The organism is Microbacterium soli (assembly GCF_039539005.1).
GTDB classification, from domain to species: Bacteria; Actinomycetota; Actinomycetes; order Actinomycetales; family Microbacteriaceae; genus Microbacterium; species Microbacterium soli.
On the sequence record NZ_BAABCP010000001.1, the window covers coordinates 742,644 to 765,258 of the forward strand.

Annotated in this window: 21 protein-coding genes; 4 read left to right on the forward strand and 17 right to left on the reverse strand. The window is 67.2% G+C overall.

All coding sequences use genetic code 11. The annotated features are described in order from the left end of the window. Window positions 1–2: 2 nt before the first annotated feature. Together ABD770_RS03430 and ABD770_RS03435 are read right to left on the reverse strand one after the other, a co-directional pair. Window positions 3–1,640, reverse strand: a complete 1,638-nt coding sequence (locus ABD770_RS03430; RefSeq protein ID WP_344818100.1) for an FAD-dependent monooxygenase — start codon at window positions 1,638–1,640, stop codon at window positions 3–5. Next, window positions 1,637–2,845, reverse strand: coding sequence for a hypothetical protein (locus ABD770_RS03435; RefSeq protein ID WP_344818101.1), 1,209 nt, complete (start codon window positions 2,843–2,845; stop codon window positions 1,637–1,639). The genes ABD770_RS03430 and ABD770_RS03435 overlap by 4 nt, the downstream gene beginning before the upstream one ends. Before the next feature lie 148 nt (window positions 2,846–2,993). On the opposite strand from ABD770_RS03435, the gene ABD770_RS03440 reads away from it, so the two are divergent. Further along, window positions 2,994–3,515, forward strand: a complete 522-nt coding sequence (locus ABD770_RS03440) for a VOC family protein (protein WP_344818102.1) — start codon at window positions 2,994–2,996, stop codon at window positions 3,513–3,515. A 29-nt stretch (window positions 3,516–3,544) separates the two neighbouring features. Here the strand turns inward: ABD770_RS03440 and ABD770_RS03445 are convergent, their stop codons facing one another. Then, window positions 3,545–4,213, reverse strand: a complete 669-nt coding sequence (locus ABD770_RS03445; protein ID WP_344818103.1) for an endonuclease/exonuclease/phosphatase family protein — start codon at window positions 4,211–4,213, stop codon at window positions 3,545–3,547. A 35-nt stretch (window positions 4,214–4,248) separates the two neighbouring features. Continuing rightward, window positions 4,249–5,091, reverse strand: a complete 843-nt coding sequence (truA, locus tag ABD770_RS03450; RefSeq protein ID WP_344818104.1) for a tRNA pseudouridine(38-40) synthase TruA — start codon at window positions 5,089–5,091, stop codon at window positions 4,249–4,251. 59 nt (window positions 5,092–5,150) lie between these two features. On the opposite strand from truA, the gene ABD770_RS03455 reads away from it, so the two are divergent. Then, complete coding sequence (locus tag ABD770_RS03455) at window positions 5,151–7,007, forward strand: acyltransferase family protein (RefSeq protein ID WP_344818105.1); 1,857 nt, start codon at window positions 5,151–5,153, stop codon at window positions 7,005–7,007. Window positions 7,008–7,269: 262 nt separating this feature from the next. Here the strand turns inward: ABD770_RS03455 and ABD770_RS03460 are convergent, their stop codons facing one another. The 11 genes from ABD770_RS03460 to ABD770_RS03510 all read right to left on the reverse strand — a co-directional run bounded on the left by ABD770_RS03460 (window position 7,270) and on the right by ABD770_RS03510 (window position 19,340). Further along, entirely contained in the window at window positions 7,270–8,805 is a 1,536-nt protein-coding gene (locus tag ABD770_RS03460; RefSeq protein WP_344818106.1) for a bifunctional 3-(3-hydroxy-phenyl)propionate/3-hydroxycinnamic acid hydroxylase, read from the reverse strand. A gap of 2 nt (window positions 8,806–8,807) precedes the next feature. Continuing rightward, window positions 8,808–9,869, reverse strand: coding sequence for a nuclear transport factor 2 family protein (locus ABD770_RS03465; RefSeq protein WP_344818107.1), 1,062 nt, complete (start codon window positions 9,867–9,869; stop codon window positions 8,808–8,810). Next, the gene (locus ABD770_RS03470; protein WP_344818108.1) at window positions 9,866–11,068 is read right to left on the reverse strand and encodes a VOC family protein; all 1,203 of its coding nucleotides are present in this window, start codon (window positions 11,066–11,068) and stop codon (window positions 9,866–9,868) included. Before ABD770_RS03470 ends, ABD770_RS03465 begins: the two co-directional genes overlap by 4 nt. Continuing rightward, complete coding sequence (locus ABD770_RS03475) at window positions 11,061–12,041, reverse strand: fumarylacetoacetate hydrolase family protein (RefSeq protein WP_344818109.1); 981 nt, start codon at window positions 12,039–12,041, stop codon at window positions 11,061–11,063. The genes ABD770_RS03470 and ABD770_RS03475 overlap by 8 nt, the downstream gene beginning before the upstream one ends. A gap of 22 nt (window positions 12,042–12,063) precedes the next feature. Further along, entirely contained in the window at window positions 12,064–12,969 is a 906-nt protein-coding gene (locus ABD770_RS03480) for an MBL fold metallo-hydrolase (protein WP_344818110.1), read from the reverse strand. Continuing rightward, window positions 12,966–13,859: a fumarylacetoacetate hydrolase family protein gene (locus ABD770_RS03485; protein WP_344818112.1), complete on the reverse strand. Its 894-nt coding sequence runs from the start codon at window positions 13,857–13,859 to the stop codon at window positions 12,966–12,968. The genes ABD770_RS03480 and ABD770_RS03485 overlap by 4 nt, the downstream gene beginning before the upstream one ends. Beyond that, complete coding sequence (locus ABD770_RS03490; RefSeq protein ID WP_344818113.1) at window positions 13,856–14,920, reverse strand: ABC transporter ATP-binding protein; 1,065 nt, start codon at window positions 14,918–14,920, stop codon at window positions 13,856–13,858. The genes ABD770_RS03485 and ABD770_RS03490 overlap by 4 nt, the downstream gene beginning before the upstream one ends. Continuing rightward, a complete protein-coding gene (locus tag ABD770_RS03495; RefSeq protein ID WP_344818114.1) occupies window positions 14,917–15,909 on the reverse strand; it encodes an ABC transporter ATP-binding protein in 993 nt (330 codons plus the stop codon). The genes ABD770_RS03490 and ABD770_RS03495 overlap by 4 nt, the downstream gene beginning before the upstream one ends. Continuing rightward, the gene (locus tag ABD770_RS03500) at window positions 15,906–16,769 is read right to left on the reverse strand and encodes an ABC transporter permease (protein ID WP_344818115.1); all 864 of its coding nucleotides are present in this window, start codon (window positions 16,767–16,769) and stop codon (window positions 15,906–15,908) included. The genes ABD770_RS03495 and ABD770_RS03500 overlap by 4 nt, the downstream gene beginning before the upstream one ends. After that, a complete protein-coding gene (locus ABD770_RS03505; protein ID WP_344818116.1) occupies window positions 16,766–17,701 on the reverse strand; it encodes an ABC transporter permease in 936 nt (311 codons plus the stop codon). The genes ABD770_RS03500 and ABD770_RS03505 overlap by 4 nt, the downstream gene beginning before the upstream one ends. A gap of 133 nt (window positions 17,702–17,834) precedes the next feature. After that, window positions 17,835–19,340 carry an ABC transporter substrate-binding protein gene (locus tag ABD770_RS03510; RefSeq protein ID WP_344818117.1) on the reverse strand — a complete coding sequence of 502 codons (1,506 nt, stop codon included), beginning with the start codon at window positions 19,338–19,340 and terminating at the stop codon, window positions 17,835–17,837. A 120-nt stretch (window positions 19,341–19,460) separates the two neighbouring features. Between ABD770_RS03510 and ABD770_RS03515 the strand changes: the two genes are divergently transcribed. Beyond that, window positions 19,461–20,210, forward strand: coding sequence for a FadR/GntR family transcriptional regulator (locus tag ABD770_RS03515; protein ID WP_344818118.1), 750 nt, complete (start codon window positions 19,461–19,463; stop codon window positions 20,208–20,210). Window positions 20,211–20,763: 553 nt separating this feature from the next. Here the strand turns inward: ABD770_RS03515 and ABD770_RS03520 are convergent. After that, entirely contained in the window at window positions 20,764–21,426 is a 663-nt protein-coding gene (locus ABD770_RS03520) for an FMN-dependent NADH-azoreductase (RefSeq protein ID WP_344818119.1), read from the reverse strand. An 81-nt stretch (window positions 21,427–21,507) separates the two neighbouring features. Here ABD770_RS03520 and ABD770_RS03525 point away from each other — a divergent pair, with 81 nt between their 5' ends. Next, the gene (locus tag ABD770_RS03525; protein WP_344818120.1) at window positions 21,508–21,858 is read left to right on the forward strand and encodes a winged helix-turn-helix transcriptional regulator; all 351 of its coding nucleotides are present in this window, start codon (window positions 21,508–21,510) and stop codon (window positions 21,856–21,858) included. A gap of 150 nt (window positions 21,859–22,008) precedes the next feature. Here the strand turns inward: ABD770_RS03525 and ABD770_RS03530 are convergent, their stop codons facing one another. Continuing rightward, complete coding sequence (locus tag ABD770_RS03530) at window positions 22,009–22,593, reverse strand: TetR/AcrR family transcriptional regulator (protein ID WP_344818121.1); 585 nt, start codon at window positions 22,591–22,593, stop codon at window positions 22,009–22,011. Window positions 22,594–22,615 lie beyond the last annotated feature (22 nt).

A 22,615-nucleotide genomic window follows, 5' to 3' on the forward strand; every position in this document is an offset into this window, starting at 1 on the left:
TCTCAACGGGGAGAACAGTCCCCAGAAGATCTGACTCCCCGCAGAGAGTCCACCAACAGATTGACATCGGTGAACTCATCGCCGCGCCATGCGACATGTCCGTCCGGCCGCACGAGCACCAGCCGCCGTTGATACAGCGATGCGAACCCCTGGTCGGTGAGGTCATGCACTTCGACGGGAACGGAATGAAGCGCGGCAGCACGAAGGAACTCCGCGATGTTGTCCCTGTCCGCGCCGAACGTGAGCAGCGCATATCCCGCGCCGAAGAGGTCTAGAGTGGACCGCCCATCACGCAACCAAGCATGCGGTGCTCGAACGCCCGGTATCGTGCTCGGTTCATACTCTTCTGACTCTTCTGATTCGGATTGCTGTGGTGACGCATCTGCGACGATCGCAGACGAACTGTACACATACCCGAGGTGCACGCCAACCGGACGCCACGCCTTCACATTCTCCGCTCTCAACCGACTGCCGAGTTCCTCGCGGATACGCTCGCCCTCATCCGTGTCGGCGTCCAAACCGTCGAGCGTCGTGTCCTCTGTGATGCGTGTGTAGTTACGCATCGCCTCGTCGACGGCGAACTGGACAACCGGCATCCGCTCCGTCTCATATGTGTCGAGCAAACCGGCGTCCGCCCAGCCCTCCAACACGGCGGCGAGCTTCCATCCCAAGTTCATCGCGTCCGCGAAGCCTGTGTTCATGCCCAATCCTCCGTTCGGCGGTGTGACGTGAGCAGAGTCCCCTGCGAGGAACACTCGACGGTCCTGCATGCGCTCGGCCACGAGCGCCCGCCTCGTCCATCTCGTGACAGAGAGGATCTCGTAGCGCAGGCCGGGAAGCCCGAGCCGATCGATCGCGTCGTCGGGGTCGAGCGCGTTGATCCCTGCGCCGTCAGTGCCGTAGACCGTCAACCGCCACACGTCACGGCCATCCACCGACCACAACGTGCCCCACGTCCCTTCTGGACCGATGAGTACGTACCGCAACGCATCAGCGAATGGCTGCGCGCCGCGCAGCGCACCGCTCCGGAAAAGGATATTGACCGAGTAGTCCACCCGCTGCCGTCCGGTCATGGAGACACCGAACGTCGGACGCACAGTACTGTGATATCCGTCACACGCCACGAGGTATTGCGCGTGAATCGTCTCTTCCGCACCGTCGACCACATCGCGCAGACGCGCTTCCACGCCGTTGTCGTCCTGGTCGTAGCCGATCAGTTCCTTTCCATACTCGAACCGAACGCTCGAATATGCTGCAGCCCTCTCTCTCAGAATCGGATCGAACCAGTTCTGAGGGCAATGTGTCGTTTCCTCGGGACTGAATGGGGAAGGGGGAGTATCAGCGATGGACGGAACATTGATCCGGGCGAGTTCATGACCTGTCATCGACGTGACGAACGCTGTATCCTGCGGATGCTCCTCCGGAAAACCCCAATGACGCACCGCCTGGGATATCCCCAGTCGCCGACAGAACTCCATCGTGCGCACGCTGACATGCATGATCTTCGGATCGCTCACATCAAGGCTCTCGAGCCGCTCGACCACCCGGCAGTCGACTCCGCGACTGCCCAGATCCGTGGCCAGAGCGAGTCCGATGGGCCCGGCGCCGACAATGAGCACGTGAGTCGAGATGACGCTCATCGAGTACCCCAATCGACGATGATGCTCGACATTCGCCGCGCGAGGTCGGGTCTGCCCTGGAAGTAGTGGTCCGCACCTTCGATCTCGACAAGCTCGACGTCGTCGTGGCGCACCGCATCAGCCATCCCGCGCGCATGGCTCGGAAACGCCGCGCAGTCCGCACTGCCGTACACGACGAGCACCGGTGCCTGCACCTTCGGCAACTGCTTGTACGCGTTCGCGCGACTGAGATCGTAGCTCCATTGACTCAACCAGGAGCGCAGGCTGGAGTAGTGGCCCAACGAGGCCGGACGGAAGTTCGCACTCCACGGTGCACCCCACAGCGTCGTGAGCTTGCGGTCCGACGGATCGATGGTGCCGTCGAGGAAACGCGGGTCCGCCGCAGTGCCATGCACGACGAACGGCAGATCGTCCAACGCATCGGCCTCGGAACCGCCCGACGGCTCAGCTTCCTCCGCGATCTCGATGAGTGTCTGCTGTGCCCATTCCGTGATGCGCCTGTTGCGTGCTATCTGCGCCTCACGGTAACGACGGATGAACTCGTCCGGGTACACCGGACCGTTACGCGGATCGAACATGTCCAGAGATTCATCTCGGGCGAACGGGTTCAGCTCGTCCACGATCGCCGCATCGAGGGCCTCTGTGTAGACGACAGCCCTCCCCGGGTGCGCCATCGCCATCACCAGGGAATCAGCCGGTGACAAGCCCGCTCCCGCGATGTCGACGGGATCCCCCGCCGGCGTCCGGGTGATATCCGGCGACTCCGCCTGCGCCTGATAAAGGGCGGCGAGCCCACCACCGCCGCTGTTTCCGACCAGCACGACGCGCTCGTAACCGAGGTCTCGCAGATGGGCAATGGCCGCACCGATATCGAGCAAGCAGTTCTCCATGATGAGCGCGGAGTCATTCCCGACGTAACGCGTCGCCAGCCCCGCAGCGTCCACCCCGAGCGTCGACATGTACTCCGTGGCATAGTGACCCATGAAATTGGACGCCGGGTGGACGAAGAGCACCACCGTGGATGCTCTCCGCGGCCCGCCACGCCAGAGCACCGCCCATGTCTTGCCACTCATACGTGCAACGCCGGAGTTGACATCCAACCTGCCCGACGCGACGACATCGATGGCCAGCAGCTCCCGAGTCGGCATCGTCCCTCGCTTCCCGTGACGGCATCGTTGCACGTCAACGTCGTCATATTCGCACATGCTGTTTGAATATTGCAACTATCTGTTTTTCAGTGATTACGTTTCACTTCTACTTGCATTATACGAACGTGTTGTGCGTATAGTGACCGTACTGGTATGCCAGATGCGGGCCGCCACCTCTTCGGCGACCCCGAATCAAGGAGCACAGATGACACACGAACGCCTCATACAGAAGCTCTTCCACTTCGCCTATCCGTGCCGCGATGGCGAAGAGACACGGCACTTCTACGAGGACTTGCTTGAGCTTCCTCTGGTCAACTGCATGCAGGCGGATGTCGTGCCCAGCACGGGGGAGGAGAAGCCGTACGCTCACATCTTCTTCGAGATGGGTGACGGCTCCTACATCGCATTCTTCGACCTTGGTGAGGACCAGATGCCTCTGCCGTCTCCGAACACACCCGCGTGGGTCCAACACCTGGCGCTGGAAGTGGGTGACATCTCAAAGGTCCTCAAACTGCGGGACCGTCTCAAGAGCGCGAACGTTCAGGTCACCGACATCGTCGACCATGGTTTCATCAAGTCGATCTATTTCTTCGACCCCAATGGTCTACGTCTGGAGATCACCACTCGCACCGAAGACCCGGGCTACCTCGAAGAAGCCGCGTCCAGCGCCCGGCCTGCCCTGGACGCTTGGACCGCAAAGAAAGCGGCCCTGCGCAGCACACGCTGATTGCATCGCCCGGAACGTGCACCGCCCCCCTACGCGGCCTCCGCCGTGATGAGGATGGGACGGTGGTCGCTCGTGCCCTGCGGGAGCGTGGTGATGTCGGAGATGTCGAAGCCCGCGGAGGTGGCGAAGTCGTAGTGCCCGCGGAACACCCGGTACCGCGTGTAGGTGCGATCGTCGCTGAGGGTCAACCGGTAGCCCTGCTTGCGCACGCTCTGCCCGAGGTTCTCCTTGAACACCGGGTAGTTGTAGTCCCCCACCATCAGCACGGGCTGCCCGGGCGCCAGTGACTGCAGGGCGTCGAGCGCCGCCCGGATCTGCGTGCGGCGCAGCGAGTTCAGCGCGGTCAGCGGCGCCGCGTGGAACGAGGCCACCACGACATGGCGCCCCGAGTCGATGTTGGTCAGCCTCGCACCCAGCACCCGCTCATCGGCGGGCTTGAGCACCCGATCGTGCAGCGACTTCTTCAGGCCGATCGTGCGCACCCGCTCGAGACGGAACTGGTTTCGCCGCAGGTACATCGCCAGCCCCAGCCGGTTGCCACTGGTGGCCTGGGCGAGGGTCAGCCCGCCGATCGCGTCCGGGAGCATCGACGTGTCGCACTCCTGCAGGCAGAGGATGTCGGGGTCGTGCTCGGCGACCAGCGCGGTCAGCTCGGACGCCGCGCGATGCTTGCGCAGGTTGTACGAGATGACCTTCATGCGGCAACGTTACCGCCGCGAAGCCGTGAGTCGGCTCACTCCCGGTCGCGTCGCGCACGGGTCTGCCGGGCTCGGGATGCCAGCAGATCGTCGGCCGGATACCCCACCTCGCTGAGCGTCAGCCCCCGCGCGGGGAGCACTTTGAACGCGCTGGTGCGGGTGAGCTCGTCACGCAGCCGCGCCACGTCGTCGACGGACAGCCTCCCCTCCCCCACGGCCGCGCAGGCCCCGACCAGTGCGCGCACCATGCTGTGGCAGAACGCGTCGGCCTTGACCTCGGCGACCAGCACGCCGTCGGCATCCCGAGTCCACCGGTAGTCCAGCAGCGTGCGGATGGTCGTGGCCTCCTCGCGCGGCTTGCAGTACGCCGCGAAATCGTGCAGGCCGATGAGGGTGCGGGCCGCCGCGTCCATGGCATCCGCATCCAGCTCCGCCCGGACCGTGGTCGTGTCGCGGCGCCGCATCGGGTCGTACCCCGCGGCCTGATCGGCGAGCCGATACCGGTACCGGCGCCACACGGCCGAGAACCGCGCGTCGAACCCGTCGGGCGCGAGACTCGTGCGGGTCACGGTCACGTCGGGGTACTTCCCGAGAACACCGCGGATGCGGTGGGCGAGCGACCCCGCCGGATCCGCGGCGGCACGGCCGTTGCGCACCTCGACGCGCGACCACTGCACGGGATCCAGGTCGACGTGCGCCACCTGTCCGGATGCGTGCACCCCGGCATCCGTCCGCCCCGCCACGACGAACTGCACCTCCGACCCGACGATGCGCGCCAGCGCGGCCTCCAGCACGCCCTGCACGGTGCGCAGCCCGGGCTGGCGCGCCCAGCCGTGGAAATGGGTGCCGTCGTAGGCGATGTCCAGGCGAATGCGCACGTGCCCAGCCTAGACTGGAGGGTCCCCGCCCTCTCTCTCGGAATGCACCTGATCCTGCCGTGACGTCCTCCTCTGCGCCCCCGGTTCCGCGGTACGCGGGACTCGACGGGCTCCGGGCCATCGCCGTCGTGCTCGTGCTGATCTACCACCTGTTCCCCGGCGTCGGTCTGGCCGGCGGGTTCGTCGGCGTGGACGTGTTCTTCGTCGTGAGCGGGTTCCTCATCACCTCGCTCATGCTGCGCCCCAGCACCCTGCCGCTGCGACACCGACTGGTGGACTTCTGGCGGCGCCGCGCCCGCAGACTGCTGCCGGCCGTCGCCGTCATGCTGACGGTCTGCGCGACGGTGGCCTGGGCGATCGGCGGGGACGTGCTGGTCGGCATCGGCAGGCAGCTGCTGGGTGCGTCGACGTTCAGCTACAACTGGGTGGCGCTGGCGGGCGGGTCGGACTACTTCTCCGGGACCGAGCCGGAGCTGTTCCGCAACATGTGGTCGCTGGCCGTGGAGGAGCAGTTCTACCTGCTGTGGCCGCTGCTGCTCCCCCTGCTGCTGATCGTGCTGCGGGTGCGCGGCGTGCTCGTGGCGTTCGCGCTGCTGGCCGCCGCCGCGTCGGCGTGGTGGATGTCGCAGCTCGTGGCTTCGGATGCCGTGACCCGCGCCTACTTCGGCACCGACTCGCACGCGTTCGGGCTGCTGCTGGGGATCGCGCTCGCGTTCGGCATCCGGGACATGCCGGAGCGGGAATGGATGCGTCGGCGGCTGGTGCGCATCGGTGGCGCCGTGCTCGGAATGCTGGGCATCGGCCTCGTCGTCGTCGCGGCGCTGCGGCCGGAGCTGCCCGGCGGCGAGGGCTTCCCCACCACGCTCGTGCTGGCATCCGTCGGGTCGTCGATGGCGGTGCTCGCGGGAGTGCTGCCCGGGTCGTGGTTCGGGCGCGGGATCGACGTGCAGCCGCTGCGGTGGATCGGCGACAGGTCGTACGGCATCTACCTGTGGCACTGGCCGGTGCTCGTGCTGGTGGCCGCATCATCGGGGCTCGGCGTGTCCGGCACGCTCGACGCCGTGCCGGCCTGGGCGGGCTGGACGGCGCTGGTGGTGTCGGTGACGGCGGCTGCGATCTCCTACCGGGTCGTGGAGACGCCGCTGCGCAGGCTCGGCTTCCGGCGGTCGCTGCGGGCGGTGCGGATGAGGTTCACGCGCGGCCCGGTGAGCAGGCTGGCCATGCTGAGCGCGACGCTGGCGGGCGTGCTGGCGCTCGGAGGGACGACGGCCGCCGTGGCGAACGCCCCGGCCATGACGACCTCCGAGATGGCCATCCGTGCCGGGCAGCAGGCCATGCGGGATGCCGCCTCCCGCTCCGAGCCCCGCCGGGCGGCCGCGCCGAAGGCCATCGTCGGGGACGACATCACCGCCATCGGCGACTCCGTGATGCTGGCATCCGCCCCCGCCCTGTACGAGAGGCTGCCAGGGATCTCCGTGGATGCCGCCGTCTCGCGCTCCATCTGGGCGGGACCGCGGATCGTCGACGCGCTGGCCGCATCGGGAACGCTGCGTGAGCACGTCGTCGTCGCTCTGGGCACCAACGGCCCCGTGGATGCGGGTGTGCTGCAGCAGATCGCCGACACCGTGGGGCGAGACCGCGACCTGGTGCTCGTCAACGCACACGCGCCGCGCGACTGGATCCCCGGCGTCAACAGCGACCTGCAGGAGTTCGCCGAGGCACGCAGCGGCGTGGTCGTGGCGGACTGGTCGGGCACCATCAGCGCGCACGAGGACCTGCTCGCCGGCGACCGCATCCATCCCGGCATGGCCGGCGGGCGGATCTTCGCCGAGGTCGTGGAACGGGGCGTCCAGGCCGCTCAGGCCGAGCGGCTGGCGCGCCGCGAGCCGCTCGCCCGCACCCCGCAGATCCCGTAGAGCGGGTCTTCCGGGTCTCCTCGCGAGCCTCTCCGCTGGGAACCGCACGCAGATTCCCGTGTGCTCACACCAGGCTTGCGCTCCCTGCGGAGACGAGCATGACGGGGACACCAGTGCACGGGCATGTCTTGGATGCGACCGTAACGTGCTCTGATCGTTTCCTCGGCACGGCTGGCGCCTCACCATCTCCCGGTACACTCCCCCGCGCCGCCGGGGCAGCGGGAGAGATGACCAGAACTGAACCGACGCAGTACTGACGGCCTCAGTGCGAGAGCGGGCCTCCCCCGGGGTGTGCGCCGGCCGCGCACGCGGGGAAGAGCAGACCTCGGAGTGCGGTCAGTTTGTGCTCGAGATCGGAGTCATCCGCCGCAAAAGCGTACGGATGACGGTCCGGACGCACGATCGCGTACGCGGCGTTCTGCTGTCGGAGCCACGAGCGCACCGAGGAGGATGAGGTCGCGTACCGGGGTATCGCGCCCGGCCCACCCGATGCGTCGACCACGCCTTCGGAGCCCTCGCCGATGATCACGAACCCGGCGGGGAGGGCATCATCGAGCAGACCGCCCTCATCGAGAACCTGCGGCAGTGCGGACGTCCCGGCCGGCAGACTCGGATGCACGAAACCGTGATCGATGCTGAGCGTCAGGGTGCTGTCGAGAGAGCTCCCCCACGCCGACCTCTCCGATACGGCCCGGTCGCGCTCGCGAGCGCGAGCCGGGTCGAGAATACAGATCTCGCGCCCCTTCTGCACTGCGCGGGCGACGATGCTCCTCACCTGGGGCTCGCGCTCGGCCTGGTACGTGTCCAGCAGTGCGGGGTCGGCGCCCGTCGCGACCTCCCTCATCCGCCAGGCCAGGGCGCGCGCATCCCGAATGCCATGGCACATGCCCTGTCCAAGGAACGGCGGCGTCTGGTGCGCGGCATCCCCCGCGAGGAACACTCTTCCGTGCTGCCACCGTTTCGCGATCAGGGCGTGGAACCTGTACACACTCGCCCGGATGACGGTGACCAGCGCCGGATCCACGTGGGCCCCGATAAGCGCCGACACGATCTCGGGATCGGGCATCCGATCCGGTTCCTCGCCGTCGAGGAGCATGAACTCCCACCGCCGGTGTGCGCCAGGGCCGGGAACCAGCGTGGTGGGGCGGGTGGGGTCGCAGAACATCTGCGAGGCGGACTCCGGGAGCCCGTGCCCATCCGCGACCAGTGCGTCGACGACGAGCCAGGGCTCATCGAAGCCCAGGTCGTCCAAAACGATCCCCAGGGATTTCCGAACGGAGCTGGATGCCCCGTCCGTGGCGATCACGTACTCGGCCCGGGCGGATCGCGTCTCCCCCTCCTCCTGCCAGGTCACCGAGACATCGTGCACATCGGACTCGACACCGACGACGTTCGCTCCGCGTCGGAACTCGACGGAAGATCGGGTCTCGAGCCTCCGGGTGAGTGCGACCTCCAGCGCGGGCTGGTAGAAGTTGTAGTGCGCGCCCCAGCCGTCGACGTCTCGTCCAGCGCTGCTGGAGGACAGCAACTGCCCGTCAGCGCCGTACGTGTCCATCCGCTCGATCAGTCGGCACTGCTCCTCGATCTCCTCCGCCATGCCGATCGACTGGAAGACGCGCATGATGCTCGCATCGAAGTGGATCGCGCGAGGGATGTCCATCGGCTCGAGGCCGCGCTCGAGGACCAGCACACGCAGCCCCGCATGCGCGAGAAGGTTGGCGGCAACCGCTCCGACCGGGCCGCATCCGACCACCACCACATCGAAGACGTCGAACCGCCCGTCGTCCCGGGTCGCCATCTTCAGGCCTCACCGGGCGCCACGCCGCGCTCGACATAGCGATACAGGGGGTCCTCCGGCCCGAAGTCTCCGAACGAGATGAGGTGCTTGTTCTCGTTGTCGTCCCAGAATCGGCGGACGGCGGGCTCCGTCCGGGACCAGTCGAAGGTCACCTCGCGATGCGCGATCGCCCACCGGCCGTCGATGCGTCGGAACGTGTCGAGGTAGCGGCCCCCGATCATCGTGTCGGTTTCCTCCTCCCCCGTGCCGCCCGACATGAGGCAGAGGTGATACGACTCGACGAAGGCCTCGTCGCCGCGCAGATCGATCAGCACATTGGTTATCAGATGCATGAGCGTGTGGCTCGGGGCCTCCTTCCCCGGAGCATAGAGGGACTTCTCGAGCAGGAAGTCCTTCGCGGTCGTGCTGTAACCTTCATGCACCTCGGTCGCGCCCTCGTGGTAGCACGAAAGCGCCAACGCATGATCGCGACGATCGGCGGCGCGAGCCCTGGTGTAGAGGACGCGTGTGATCGCATCCTTGTCGATGAGCTCGTCGAGCGCTGTGTTGTCTGACATGTCCTCCGACTCCTTGCTTGATCCTCTGGGCTCCTGTTCCCGCACGATCGATGCGCGGCGCGGTCGTGCCGGGTCCCTCGCATCGAGGCCGCGGGACCAGTCGTAGACGACGGTGCGCTTCTGGATGCGCCACTGTCCGTGGACCCGACGAAGCAGGTCCAGGTACCTGCCCCCGACCAGATCGTCGGTCTGGGTTCCGGTCATGCCCATGCGGTGATACGCGAGGTGGTAGCTCTCCGCGAACGCGCTGTGATCATCGATGAAGTCGATGATCACGTTCGCGAGGACGTGCTTCTGCGGGCCGTTGTCGGGGTCGCGGTACCGCGTGGCCGCGACATCCTCGATGAACCGGCGGGCGGCCGAGAGCCCGTCGCCGTGATCGTCCATCCCATCCTCGGTATGGCAGGCCACCATGCGTTCGACGTCGTGGTCATCGCTGGCGACCGCGCGGGAGGAAAGCAGGGCGGTGATCCGCCGGGCATCCAGCAGCCGTCCGATGTCACTCATGCCCACGGTCCCATGAAGACCTCCCCCTGGAACACGTCGTCGCTGGGGTCGATGACCGCCGGCCAGTCCGCGGCGGGTCCCACGACGGATCGACTCCCCTCCCGTCCGTCACCGGTGATGCACTGACGCATCTGGAAGTACAGCTGAATGATGTTCCCGTCCGGATCCCGCAGGTGCGCGACATGTCGGAAGCCGGGGACGAGCTCCGCGGGAACGGCGATCTCCTCGAGACCGTTCTCTGTCAGGAACCCGACGGCGGCGCGCAGTTGTCGGTGATTCGCCACCTGGAAGCCCGTGGCTACGAGACCGGCGTCGTCCGCGAGGCCCAGAACAGGTCGCACGGACGCCTCGTACAGCATCATCGCGTGATGAGCGGTGTTGCAGGCCAAGGCTGCGAACCGCACCCCGTTCCATTCCCCGCGAAACCGCAGATCGAACCCGAAGATCTGCTCGTAGTGGGCGACGGAGCGCTCGAAGTCCTCGACGACGATCGACAGCGGACCGAGTCCGACGATCTTGAACGGACGAGGCAGGCGCACCCCGTCGACGTCGTATCGACCGTCCTGGGGCGTGGGCTCGAATCCTGCGCGCAGATCGACTCCCGCGTCGCGCTGGCCCGCCATCTCGATGTTCTCCGGCTGGTGCGGCAGGTCGGGGAACTCCCCGAACCGGAGTGCGTCCCACGACGCCCTCGGCTTGCTGAGCCTGTCCCATCCGATCTGCTCCATCCCGAACGTGAGCTCGAACGTGTAGCCGTCGGGATCGAGGACGTAGGTATGCCAGTTCGACCCCGGCATGTCGCGGCCGGAGCGGGTGATCCGCTGCTTCTCGCCGCCCAGGCACTCGATCGCATTGCGCACCTCCTCCAGCGACCCGACCTGCCAGGACAGCTGATTGACCCGCAGCGTCGTGTGATCGGGATCCAGGATCTCCCAGAGTCGCTGATCCATGAGGACGAACTGGTGATGGTCGGCTCCGTACCGGTAGAAGTGGAGCCCCCGTGATCCGGGCTCGGGGATGATCCGGTGCTCAGGATCGAATCGGTCGGCGAGACCTTCCGAGACATCGGTCTGAACGAGTCCGAGCAGGTCGCCATAGCACCGTTTCATCTCCGGCATGTTCCGGGCGTTGAGCCCGACATGCGAGACACGCCGGATCTTGAACGGTCTGCGCATCCGCACGCCTCCGACCTCAAACATGATGTGTGCTCCTCTCGTGCGCGCCCGGCCGTGCGCCGGGCAGGGGGTGACGCGGTGCTGACGCCACGATCCGATGGGTCGCCCTCCCCAGGAGACCTCCGTCGATCTCGACGACGTCGCCGACAGCCAGCGGCGGCGCCGAGTCGGGGCCCTGGCGACCCCATCTCTCGGCGAGGCATCCGTCGTCGCACGTCCCGGAACCGAGGACATCACCGGGCATCACCCATGTCCCTCGGGATGCGTACGACACGAGTGCGGCGAACTCCCAGGCCATCTCACGCAGGTTTCCCGCACCGGTCCGCACTCCGTTCACCGAGACCGTGAGCGGCAGGTCCACGCGCGCGGAGTCCGTGAGCGCATCGATCTCGTCGGCGGTGACGAACCACGGGCCCAGGGTCGAGACGGTGTCCTTGCCCTTGGCCGGCCCGAGTCCGATGGTCATCTCATGCATCTGGATGTCCCGGGCCGACCAGTCCACGAAGAGCGAGTACCCGGCGATATGGCTCCGCGCCTCCTCCAGCGTGAGGTTGTGGCCCGCGCGGCCGATGATCGCGGCGACCTCAACCTCGTAGTCGAAGCGCTCCGTTCCCGGTGCGAGGGGTACATCGTCCTGCGGGCCGCAGATCGCGTACGGATTGGTGAAGTAGAAAGTCGGGATCTCCCACCAGGCCGGCGCGACCGCAGACGCGTCGCCCCTGCCCATCCCGCCGATCGTGTGCCCTTCGAAGGTCATGAAGTCGCGTACCGTGGGCGGGTTCGGCAGCGGCGAGGCCAACGACGCCTCGGCGATCGGAACCCGCAGCGCCGGATCGCTGAGCGCGTCGTCGGCGAACGCGTCGATCGCGTCGCCGTCATCGCGGAGGAGGTCGAGGAGGGTGCGTCCCCCCTCGGGAATCCGGAGCTCGTCGTCGACGAGCAGCCCGAGCAGGGCACCGCCCGGACGGTCTGATGCTCTGATCGCACCGAATCTCATTCTGTCTCCGATCTTCTTCTGTTCACACCCGAGTCCTGAGCGGACCCCCGTGGAAGGCGATGGCGTCGGTGAAGGCCCGTTCCATGTCGAATCCGTGCTCCGGGTTCACGTCGGCGAATGCGCGGTGCAGGTTGAGCACGATGCGCTCGCTGTCAGTCCGGTCGCCGAACTCGTCCAGATCGAGTTCACGGGCGACGCCGAGGGGGGTCATGCCCTGCTCGATCCCGGCCCTGGCCGCTTCCAGCACCAGACGCACGTACCGCTCATGCGCGTCCACCTCGTCCTGATCGCACGGCTCACCATGCCCCGGTACGAGGATGCGTGGAGCGAGCCGACGAAGCAGCGGAAGCGCCTCGAGGTACCCGGTGAGCGAGCCGGAGATGAACAGGGGCGTCCCGCCGCGGAACAGCAGGTCGCCTACGAAGGCGACCTCGTCGAGCACGATGACGAGATCGTGGTCGGTGTGCGCGCGCCCTCCGACGGGCCAGACCTCCACCCTCCGGTCCGCGCAGTGCACCTCCGTGTGTTCGTGGATGGTGATGTCAGGCAACCGCAGCGGCAGGTCCGCCCAGCGCGGGACGGGGGCCCACCACTCGCGGGCCGGCGACCAGCGGACCGGATCATCGGCCATGGCGGCCCGGCAGCCGACGTGGGCGATCACCGTGGCCTCGGGGAAGACTGCATTCCCGTAAGTGTGGTCGCCGTGCGCATGAGTGTTGATCAGCAGGCGGGGAGCGTGCGGCGTCAGCTCCGCGATGCGTTCGCGAAACGCGGACGTCCGCGGACGCGTGGCACAGGTGTCGATGACGGCGGCGACACCATCGCGCACCACGACCCCGGAGTTGTTGAGCCACCAGCTGCCATCCCGCTGAATGTGCGCGAAGATCCCTTCGCCCACCTCCCGCAGCTCCGTCCCGATCGGCTTCACGATCGTGTCACCCCTGCAGGCCACGGGGCCGACGTCGCGACCGGTTCCGTGACGCCGTGGGCGAGGGTGCCGACCCCTTCGATGGTGATCTCGACCCGGTCGCCCGCCCGCAGGAAGAGCGGCGGCGTCTGTCTGGCTCCGACTCCTCCCGGGGTGCCGAGGGCGATGACGTCGCCCGGACGCAGGACGGTGACGGCGGACAGGTAACTGACGACGTACCGGACGCCCCAGATCGCCTCGCCGACGGCGCTGGACTGCACGACTCGATCGTTGACCGCGGTCCGCAGCATCCGCCCATCGATGTCGCCGACGTCGTCGGCCGTCGTGATCCACGGTCCGAGCGCGCCACTGGCGAAGAAGTTCTTGCCCACGGTGATCTGATTCGTGTGCCGCTGCCAGTCCCGCACGGACCCGTCGTTGAAGCAGGTATATCCCGCGACATGCTTGAGGGCGTCCTGCTCCGAGACGTGCCGGGCCCGTGCGCCGATGATGATCGCCAGCTCCCCCTCGTAGTCGAGACGGTCCGAGAACCAGGGTTTGTGCACGCTCCCGCCGTGCGGTACGAGGGAGCTCGCGCTCCGGATGAAGAAGGGCGGGAAGTCCGGTCTCGCGAAGCTCCCCTCCGCGAGGTGCTCGGAGTAGTTCGCCGCCGCCGCCCAGAACGTCGCATCGGCATCCACGGGCAGGTGCCACTCGACGTCCTCGACGTCGTGGTACGGCGCTCCGTCCAACCGGGAGCGGACGTCGCCGGAGATGGCCGGCCAGGCCTCCCAGAACCCGGCGAACGTCCGGACCCGGATTCCGAGGTCTGCGAGATCGACGCATCCTCGCTCGGTCACGACTCCCAGGCGGGGCTTCTCGCCTTCGAGTGAGTAGAGTGCGATTCTCATGTGCTTGCCTTCTCCTTCGTCTGTTGACCGGTGTCCCGGCGTGTTGCCGAGCGCATCATCGCCGCGACATCGAGCATTCCGTTCGCTGCCCCGTCCCGCCCATGGAGGTGGCAGGCGACTCGTCGACCGTCGGCCACCGTCCGCCAGGCGGGCCGTTCTCTCGAGCAGATGTCCATCGCGAGCGGACAGCGGGTGCGGAACATGCATCCGGAAGGCGGATCGACCACGGAGGGCTGAACACCCGACAGGATGATGCGACGATTGGCCCGCGCTCGCGCGGGATCGGGGATGGGGGCCGCGGACACGAGCGCGGCGGTGTAGGGATGCAGCGGCTGATCGACCAGCCGTTTCGCCGGGCCCTCCTCGACGATGCGGCCCAGGTACATCACCGCGATGCGCTCGCTGACCCGGCGCACCACGTGCAGATCGTGCGAGATGAACAGGTAGGAGACACCGAGCCGGTCCTGAAGTTCCTTCAGCAGACCCAGCACCTGCGCCTGCGTGGACACGTCCAGGGCCGACACCGACTCATCGCACACGATCAGCTTGGGTTCGCTCACGAGGGCGCGGGCGATCGCGATCCTCTGGCGCTGACCGCCCGAGAACTCCCGCGGCCGACGGCCCAGGTGCTCGGCACCCAGTCCGACGTGACGCAACGCGGTCAGCACCTTCTCGCGCCTGACCTGCGCGGTGAAGTCTCCGGTGATCGTCAGCGGCTCGGCGATGATCCGCTGAATCGTCCACCTCGGATCCAGCGCGGAGAACGGATCCTGGAACACCATGGACACGTCGCGGAGGAATTGCTTGCGTCGTCTCGCGGAGAAGCGACTGATGTCCTCCCCCTCGAACCGAACGACCCCCTCATCCGGCTTCTCCATCCCGATGAGAACGCGTCCGACGGTGGACTTCCCCGATCCCGACTCGCCGACAAGCCCGAGAGTCTCCCCTGCCGGGATCGTGAAGGAGACACCGTCCACGGCGCGGAAACGACCTCCCGCCTCCCGCCCTCCACGGGCACGGTAGAGCCGACTGACCTCGGAGACACGCGCGATGTCCGTCATAGATCCATCTCCTCTGCACGACGGCACCGGGTGCTTCGAGTGCCGATTCGCCGGAGCGGGAGGGGCTCGGCCGTGCAGGCGCCCTCGACCGCGATTTCGCACCGCGGAGCGAACCGACATCCCCGCGGCCACTTCCCCGGCTGCGGCACACTGCCGGGAATGCCGCGCAGTGCCCCGTCGTCCAGTCGGCTGCAGGACAGCAGGGCCCTGGTGTACGGATGCCGTGGCCTTGCGAAGACCTCCTCGACCGTCGCCATCTCGACGATCTCGCCGGCGTACATCACGATGACGTCGTCGCACAGCTCCGCGACAACGCCGAGATCATGCGTCGCGATGAGAGTCGTCATGCCCAGTCGGTCCGCGAGCTCTTTGAGAAGTGCCAGTACCTGAGCCTGCGTCGTCGCATCGAGCGCGGTCGTCGGCTCATCCGCGAAGAGCACATTCGGCTCCCCCGCCAGGGCGAGCGCGATCATGACGCGTTGGCTCATGCCGCCACTGAGCTGGTGCGGGAACGCCGCCGCGGTGCGCGCGGGGTCGGGGATGCCGACGAGCTCCAGCAGCTCAGTCGCCCGGTGCCGTGCCTCGCGACCGCTGACGCGCTTGTGTCGTCTGACGACGGCGGCGATCTGGTCCCCGGCGCGGAAGGCGGGGTTGAGACTGCGGATCGGCTCTTGGAAGATCATCGACAGCTCGTTGCCCCGCCGGGCGCCGACCGTGCTCCGGTCGATGCTCTCGAAAACGTCATCGCCGATCCGCACTCTGTCGACAGCGACCTCGGCCTCCTGCGGGAGCAGGTCCATGATCGCCAGCGCGGTAACACTCTTGCCCGACCCCGATTCGCCGACCAGGCCGGTGATCCGGTTCCTCCGCAGGGAGAAGCTCACGTCGCTGAGCACCTCGACGGGGCGATCGCCCATGACGAACGACACTGTGAGACCGCTCACCTCGACGGCAGTATCCGAGTGCCGTGCCTCCGTCCCGATCGTCATCGCGCCTCCCGTCTCTCGAGCACGCGACGCATCTGCGCCGCCGTGCCGGTGAACACCAGGACGACGCCGACCATGCACACCCCGGGCAGGATCGCGAGATTGTTCGCGAGCCCGAGGTAGTCGTCGGACTCGGCCAACAGGGTTCCGAGGCTCGCAGCGGGCGGCTGGACGCCGAGTCCGACGAAGCTCAGCGTCGCCTCGCTCAACACGGCGACTGCCATCGTCACCGTCGCCTGAACAAGCGTCGCGGACAGCACCGCGGGCAGAACGTGGCCCATGATCGTGCGCCACGCCGGCGACCCCATGGACCGCGATGCCGTCACGTAGGTCTCGGCCGCCGCCGACAGCGCCGCGGCGCGGATGACCCGATAGAACCGCGGCACGAAGACGACCCCGATGGCGATCATCGCGTTCACGAGGCTCCTACCGGTCATCCCGACGATCGCCATCGCGAGGATGAGACCGGGTATGGTCTGAAGGATCCCGACAGCCTGCGTGAGGATGCCGTCGATCCTTCCTCCGGAGAACCCGGCGACGAGGCCGAGCGGCAGCCCGATGCCCAGACCGACGGCGACCGCGAGAGTCGCGGCGAGGATCGACGTCCGCGCTCCGGTCAGAGTTCTGCTGAAGACATCGCGGCCCACCGCGTCCAAGCCGAACCAGTGCTCCAGGCCCGGTGGCTGCAGGCCGGGCCCCAACCCCGTCTGGTTCGGAGGGTAGGGGGCGAACAGCGGCACGACGAGAAGTCCGGTGATGAGCGCGACGAGGATGAGGAGCTGCCAACGTCCGCGCATGGTCCGCGAGGACCCGTGTCCCGACGGGTCGGCGGGTGCGGCCGGTGTGGATCGGAGCTCGGTCATGATGCACGCAGCTTCGGGTTGAAGTACATGTAGGAGAGATCGACCAGCAGGTTCAGCAGGAGCACGAACGCCCCGACCACCACGATGATGCCCAGGAGCATCGTCGTGTCCGAGTTCAGCGCCGACGTCACGGCGAGCGAACCCACGCCCTGCATCCCGAAGACCGTCTCGACCGGCGCGGCGACGCCGATGAGTCGATCCATCTGCAGGCCCACGACCGTCACGACCGGCACCATCGCATTCTTACCTCCCCAGCGAGCGACGATGGAGAAGCCGGATTGCCCGGCGGCGCGCGCCGTGCGGATGTAATCCTCCGAGAAGACGTCCGTCGCCGCGGACCGCGTCTGCAGGAACAATTCGCAGATCGATGGAATAGCCAGCGCGACCGCCGGAAGGACGAGGTAGCGCAGATGGTCGATGAGACCATGCGACACAGGCATGTACCCATAGGGCGGGAACCAGTTCAGCCCCAGGGCGAAGACCGCCACGAAGACGAGCCCCAGCCAGAACGGCGGCAGTGCCTGACCGACCGAGACCGCGATGGCGGCGATCCTGTCGAAGATCGGATTGCGGGCATATCCGGCCAGGATGCCGGACGGCACGGCGATCACGATGATGACGACGACGGAGAGCACGACGAGCGAGATCGTGACCGGCAGACGCGCCATGATCGCCTCCAGAACCGGGGTGGCTCCCAGTAGCGATGTCCCGAAGTCCCCCTGGATCACCGACCCCAGCCAGATCAGGTAGCGCTCGACCGGGTGCTTGTCCAGACCCAGCTCTGCGCGCACCGCGGCCACGGCCTCCGGCGAGGCGGACTCACCGAGAATCGCGTAGACGGGATCGCCCGGAACCAGGAGCGTGAGGCAGAACGCGAACACCGTGACGGCGAAGAGCGTCGGGATGAGCATCAGCACTCGGAAGACGATCATCCCGGGTATCGACCCGGGCCGCCGGATGATCCAACGCCATCGCCCGCCGGGGGCGACGCGAAGTGCGTCACCCCCGGCTTCAGCGCGGAAACCCGGGTCTGCCTCCCGCGTACGGCTCGTCGTCATCGCGCGATCACTCGCCCATTGTCAGACCGCGGGGATCGATGTGCAGCGGCATCTTCACCTGGAGCCCCTCGACGCCCTCACGCACCATGTACGGAAGTGTGAGGTTGCAGAGGCCGACGCCGAAGGCACCCTCGGCGAAGCGCTCATTCCACTTCGTGTAGATCGCTGCGCGCTCAGCCGGGTCCGTCGCGTCAGCACCCTCAGCGGCCAGCTGGTCCAGATCGGCATCGGACCCGCCGGGGCTCATGGTGGTACTGAGCTGTGCGACCAGCGGAGCCGAGTCGAAGTCTCCCGTGTTCACGGTCCAGTACGCATCCGCACCGCCCTCCACGTAAGTGCTCAGCAGCTGAGCCCGGGCGAGCGGGTTGATGTTGATGGTGATGCCGACCGCCTCGAGCTGACCCTGGATCGCCTGCAGGATGGTCGAACCCGGCCCGGCCGAGCTGACGACCACGTCGAACTCGACACCGTCACTGAAACCGGCTTCCGCCAACAGTGCCTTCGCGGCGTCCACGTCGCGTGCCGGCGCCTCGATACCGTCAGCGCCCGGCAGCGCCTGGACGGCCGCCTGCGGAACACACGCCCCCTGAAGGACATCGTCACTGATCGACTGCCGATCGATGCCCAGAGAGATCGCCTGTCGAACCCGCGGGTCGCCGAGAGGACCGTCCTTGGCCATATACATCAGGTGCTGATAGGCCACCTCCGGGAACGTCTGCAGGGAGAATCCCGCCTCCTCGATCGTCGGGATCTGATCCGGCCGGGCTTCGACTGTACCGATGTCGATCTGGCCGCCCAACAGCGCGTTCGGCGCGGTCTGCGCATCCACGAGCTGGATCTCTATCCGGTCGACACCCTGGACGTCGGGGTTCCAGTAGCCGTCATACGCCGTGTAGACCATGCGCTGCCCGACGACGGAGTCATCGCTCACTGTCCACGGTCCCGCGCCGATCGGCTTGATCGAGTAATCCTCCTCCACGAACGCGGCCGGGGATCCGACCATGCCCGCGCGCCCGGCCAACGCCGCCAGCACCGCGCCGGAACCGCTCGGAACGATCAGCTCGACCTCGGTCGTCGAGACGGCAGTCGCGCTCTGAACAGTCTCGAGATCGCGGCGGACGACAGAGCGCTCGTCGTCCCGGGCGCGCTCCAGGTTCGCGACAACCGCCTCCGCGTCGACCGGGCTCCCATCGTGGAAGGTGACGCCCTCGCGCAGGTGCAGAGTGATGCGTTCTCCCTCGACATCCCATTCCTCCACGAGTCCGGGGCCGAGGGTGTCGCCGTCGGCGACCAGCAGAGTGTCGAAGACCGGCGAGACGTAGCCGGCGACGAAGGCGTTCGGGTTGGTGATGGGGTCGTAGTTGCTGCCGGCTTCGGTGGTCATCCCGATGCGGATGACCGACTCCGGTGCGTCCCCGTCGTCCACTGGGCTCTGCCCATCGGTGCTGCACGCGGTCGCGGTCAGGGCCGCTACCGCGATGAGGGCGATCACGCCCAGGAATTTCGATCTCATCAAGGCACCTCCTCGTGCTTCTCGTGAGTAATTAAACACGTTTAATTATGATCAAGCAACATCGAATGTGTTTTGTATCTAGAATCAAGTGACCGTACCGATGCGAGAGGGTGGGAAACTGTGGCGAACGAGACTGTGCCGACCACCCTTGTGGAGCCCCTCCGTGCGAGCCTCGCGCTCAACGGGTTGGGCAGCACCGGATCGTTGCCCGAGAGCATCGCGGATGTCATCGAGCGGTTCATCGAGCAGGAGGCCCCCGCAGTCGGCAGCCTCATCGGAACGAAGAGCGAACTCGCATCGGTGTTCCAAGTCGCGCCGTCGACGCTCAGCGAGGCGATGAAGATCCTCGCGAGCAGAGGAGCCGTACGTCTGCGTCCGGGCCCACGGGGCGGAGCGCTCGTGGCCGAGCAGCGGCCCGTCTTGAAGCTGGCGCGCTCCATGGTGCGTCTGACCGGTGGAGACAACAGCATCTCGGATGTCGTCGACGTACGTGACGCACTCGAGGAGGCCGTGGCGCGGGACGCGCTCCGAAACCGTGATTCCATGGACCTGGAGCGACTTCACGAACACCTCGACGCAATCGAGACGGCATCGGACGCCACCGACGTGTATCGCTCGGTGCTCACACTCCATGCAGCCATCGCCGAAGCGGGTGCGAACGAGTTCCTCAAGCTCGTGTACCTCACCGCGATCAGGACTCTCCTCAGGCGCACGCAGAAGGTGAGCCCGTCGACACCGGAGAACGATGCTGACGCGCTTCGCGTCGACCGCACGGCGGTCCATCGCGCGCTCGTGGAAGCGATCGAGCTTCAGGATGAACAGCTGCTCCGCGATGTGCTCGATCGTCATTCGACGTACCGCACGGCGTAGGTGATGCCGCACCTTCCATCAGCATCCGCATCTGGGAACCGCGCGCGGGTTGCACGGCGTTCCGACCGGCGTTGCACTCCCATGCGGAGTCGGTCGCGGAGCATGGCTGAGGGACACCGCCCGGATGGGAGCCGAACTCCGGCTCCAGGGCGCCCGGGACGGCGGGAGACGTACTGACACACACGAGCGGGTAGATCCGTGCAATGCCGCAGGGTTCTCCCTCGATGGTGCGGTTCGGTCATCGGAGCGGTCATCCGGAGCGAGGTGAATCCGGCTACCCGGCTGAATGCTTGTTCACGTCGCATGCCGCCGCCGCGTGGTCGCACTGGCCCCAGCGCATGCGCCTGTCCGTCAGCGAGCGGAGCCCCGAAGGTGTGTCCGCACGGGTCGTGGTCGGGCTGTTGTGGCATCCGCCGGTGCTCTGGCCGTTCGTCTCCGACGGTGTGCCGCTGCAGGCCGCCGCGACCACAAGCGCCGCGCTGGGGTGGCAGCGCGAGGCGCCGTTCCGGCGGCCGGACTCGCTGCCCGGCCGCCGGAGGGCATCACATATGCATCACGCGGCGGCGACGGTGGCAGTGGCGCGTTGCACCAGTTCGCGGCCGAGACGGCGTGCGCTGTCCAGGCTCTCCGTCCTGTGTGCGGCAGCGGCGTCGGCGAACCGGTCGAGCGCGGGATTGACGCCGACCAGCGTGTATGAGCGCTGGACGACCTGGAGCTCCAGTCCCCAGACATCTTCCAGCACGCGTCGGATCCACGGAGTGGAGTGGTCCCAGCCGTGCTTCGGGGTTCCCTCGTCGTAGTTGCCTCCCAGCGCGGTGACGAGTACGGCGGGCTTGCCGCGCAGCGCGGAACCGGCGGGGTCGATCCGGGGGTCCGTGTAGGCCATGTCGAACCAGCTCTTGACGTGCTGCGCGACACCGTAGTTGTAGAGCGGGAAGTCGAACAGCAGTGCTGTGGCGGAGATCAGCTCGTCCGCAAGCGACTCGGCCAGGGCGATGGCGTCGCGTTGCGCCGCGGTGCGCTGATCTTGAGGGGTCATGCCGCCCGTGACTGCATCTCTCCACGATTCGAAGCGGACCGGATTCTCCGTGAGATCCCGCCTGCGCACGAGAGCATCGGGGCGACCCGACGTCCACTCGGCCTCGACGATGTCTCCGAGCTCCCGCGTGGCGGAGCTGTGCGGGTGGATGCTCGCATCGATACGGAGCAGTGTCATCGAAGAACTTCCTTCCTGTTCGCATAGTTACTAGTAAAAACGCAGCAACCTGTCGAACACTAGCATGCGTACAATGGGCACATGACGGCGGATGACGAGGAGGAGCCCTGCGACCGCGCGGTCCTGCTGGCCTTCACGATCCTCGGCAAGCGCTGGAACGGCGCGATCATCGACGTGCTCAAGCGGGGGCCGCTGTCCTTCGGTGCACTGCGCCGCGCCGTCACCGGCATCAGCGACACGGTCCTCTCGGACCGGCTCGGTGAGCTCGCGCAGACTCGGCTGGTCGTCCGCCAGGTCGAGCCCGGGCCGCCCGTCGCCGTGACCTACGAACTCACCACGATCGGCCGCGAGCTGCTGCCGACGCTCCGCCTGGCGGGCGAGTGGGCCGAGAAGTACCTCGCCCCGCTGCAGCAGCGGGCGGTCGACGGCTGAGCGCGTCGGGCTCAGCCGCGCCTGCGCGGCAGGTATCTCGGGGCCCCGGGCAGGAAGCCGGAATACCATGCGTGTCGCTGCGGACGCCGTGATGAAGGTGCGCCACCGACCCTCCGCCGGGGCTCCCCGGCGTCGACCAGATCCATCGAATCAGCGTGATGCGGGCTCGGATTCGGTCGCGCGCAGGCCGACGACGACGATGGAGATCATCCGATCGAGCTGATCGCGCTGCTCGGGCGCGCCGGCGACCGACAGCAGCCCTGCCAGGATCCCACCGACATCGATCGCCGCGATGTCGGCGCGGAACTGGCCCATGGCCGAGCCCGCATCCAGCAGCAGCTGGAGGATGTGCTGGACCTCGTCGCACACCGGTCCGGTGCCGAAGCGACCCGATGCGCTCATCGCGACCAGGGCGTCGACGACGCCCCGGCGCTGCGTGGCCCACTCCGCGAAGGCGAGCATCCAGAGCTGCAGCGCTCGAGGAGGCTCATGCTCGGCCAGGAGGGACATCGCCTCCTCGCGAAGCGGTCGCACCTGATCGCGATACACCTCCTCGACGAGATCCTCACGGGTGGGGAAGTGTCGGTACAGGGTTCCGCTTCCGACACCGGCTCGACGGGCGATCGCATCCAGGGAGACCTCCCGCCCGGAGGTGAAGGCCTCCACGGCGGCGGCGATCAGGCGCTCCCGGTTCCGTTTCGCGTCGGCTCGCAGGTGCTGAGGGGCAGTGGTCATGGGATCTCTCCGAATCGTGACG

Bases quoted from the DNA above. Each gene is read 5' to 3' on its own strand.
- ABD770_RS03430 (WP_344818100.1), bottom strand. From the start codon at position 1,640: ATGAGCGTCATCTCGACTCACGTGCTCATTGTCGGCGCCGGGCCCATC.
- ABD770_RS03435 (WP_344818101.1), bottom strand. From the start codon at position 2,845: ATGTGCGAATATGACGACGTTGACGTGCAACGATGCCGTCACGGGAAG.
- ABD770_RS03440 (WP_344818102.1), top strand. From the start codon at position 2,994: ATGACACACGAACGCCTCATACAGAAGCTCTTCCACTTCGCCTATCCG.
- ABD770_RS03445 (WP_344818103.1), bottom strand. From the start codon at position 4,213: ATGAAGGTCATCTCGTACAACCTGCGCAAGCATCGCGCGGCGTCCGAG.
- ABD770_RS03460 (WP_344818106.1), bottom strand. From the start codon at position 8,805: ATGGCGACCCGGGACGACGGGCGGTTCGACGTCTTCGATGTGGTGGTG.
- ABD770_RS03465 (WP_344818107.1), bottom strand. From the start codon at position 9,869: ATGAGTGACATCGGACGGCTGCTGGATGCCCGGCGGATCACCGCCCTG.
- ABD770_RS03470 (WP_344818108.1), bottom strand. From the start codon at position 11,068: ATGTTTGAGGTCGGAGGCGTGCGGATGCGCAGACCGTTCAAGATCCGG.
- ABD770_RS03475 (WP_344818109.1), bottom strand. From the start codon at position 12,041: ATGAGATTCGGTGCGATCAGAGCATCAGACCGTCCGGGCGGTGCCCTG.
- ABD770_RS03485 (WP_344818112.1), bottom strand. From the start codon at position 13,859: ATGAGAATCGCACTCTACTCACTCGAAGGCGAGAAGCCCCGCCTGGGA.
- ABD770_RS03490 (WP_344818113.1), bottom strand. From the start codon at position 14,920: ATGACGGACATCGCGCGTGTCTCCGAGGTCAGTCGGCTCTACCGTGCC.
- ABD770_RS03495 (WP_344818114.1), bottom strand. From the start codon at position 15,909: ATGACGATCGGGACGGAGGCACGGCACTCGGATACTGCCGTCGAGGTG.
- ABD770_RS03500 (WP_344818115.1), bottom strand. From the start codon at position 16,769: ATGACCGAGCTCCGATCCACACCGGCCGCACCCGCCGACCCGTCGGGA.
- ABD770_RS03505 (WP_344818116.1), bottom strand. From the start codon at position 17,701: ATGATCGTCTTCCGAGTGCTGATGCTCATCCCGACGCTCTTCGCCGTC.
- ABD770_RS03510 (WP_344818117.1), bottom strand. From the start codon at position 19,340: ATGAGATCGAAATTCCTGGGCGTGATCGCCCTCATCGCGGTAGCGGCC.
- ABD770_RS03520 (WP_344818119.1), bottom strand. From the start codon at position 21,426: ATGACACTGCTCCGTATCGATGCGAGCATCCACCCGCACAGCTCCGCC.
- ABD770_RS03525 (WP_344818120.1), top strand. From the start codon at position 21,508: ATGACGGCGGATGACGAGGAGGAGCCCTGCGACCGCGCGGTCCTGCTG.
- ABD770_RS03530 (WP_344818121.1), bottom strand. From the start codon at position 22,593: ATGACCACTGCCCCTCAGCACCTGCGAGCCGACGCGAAACGGAACCGG.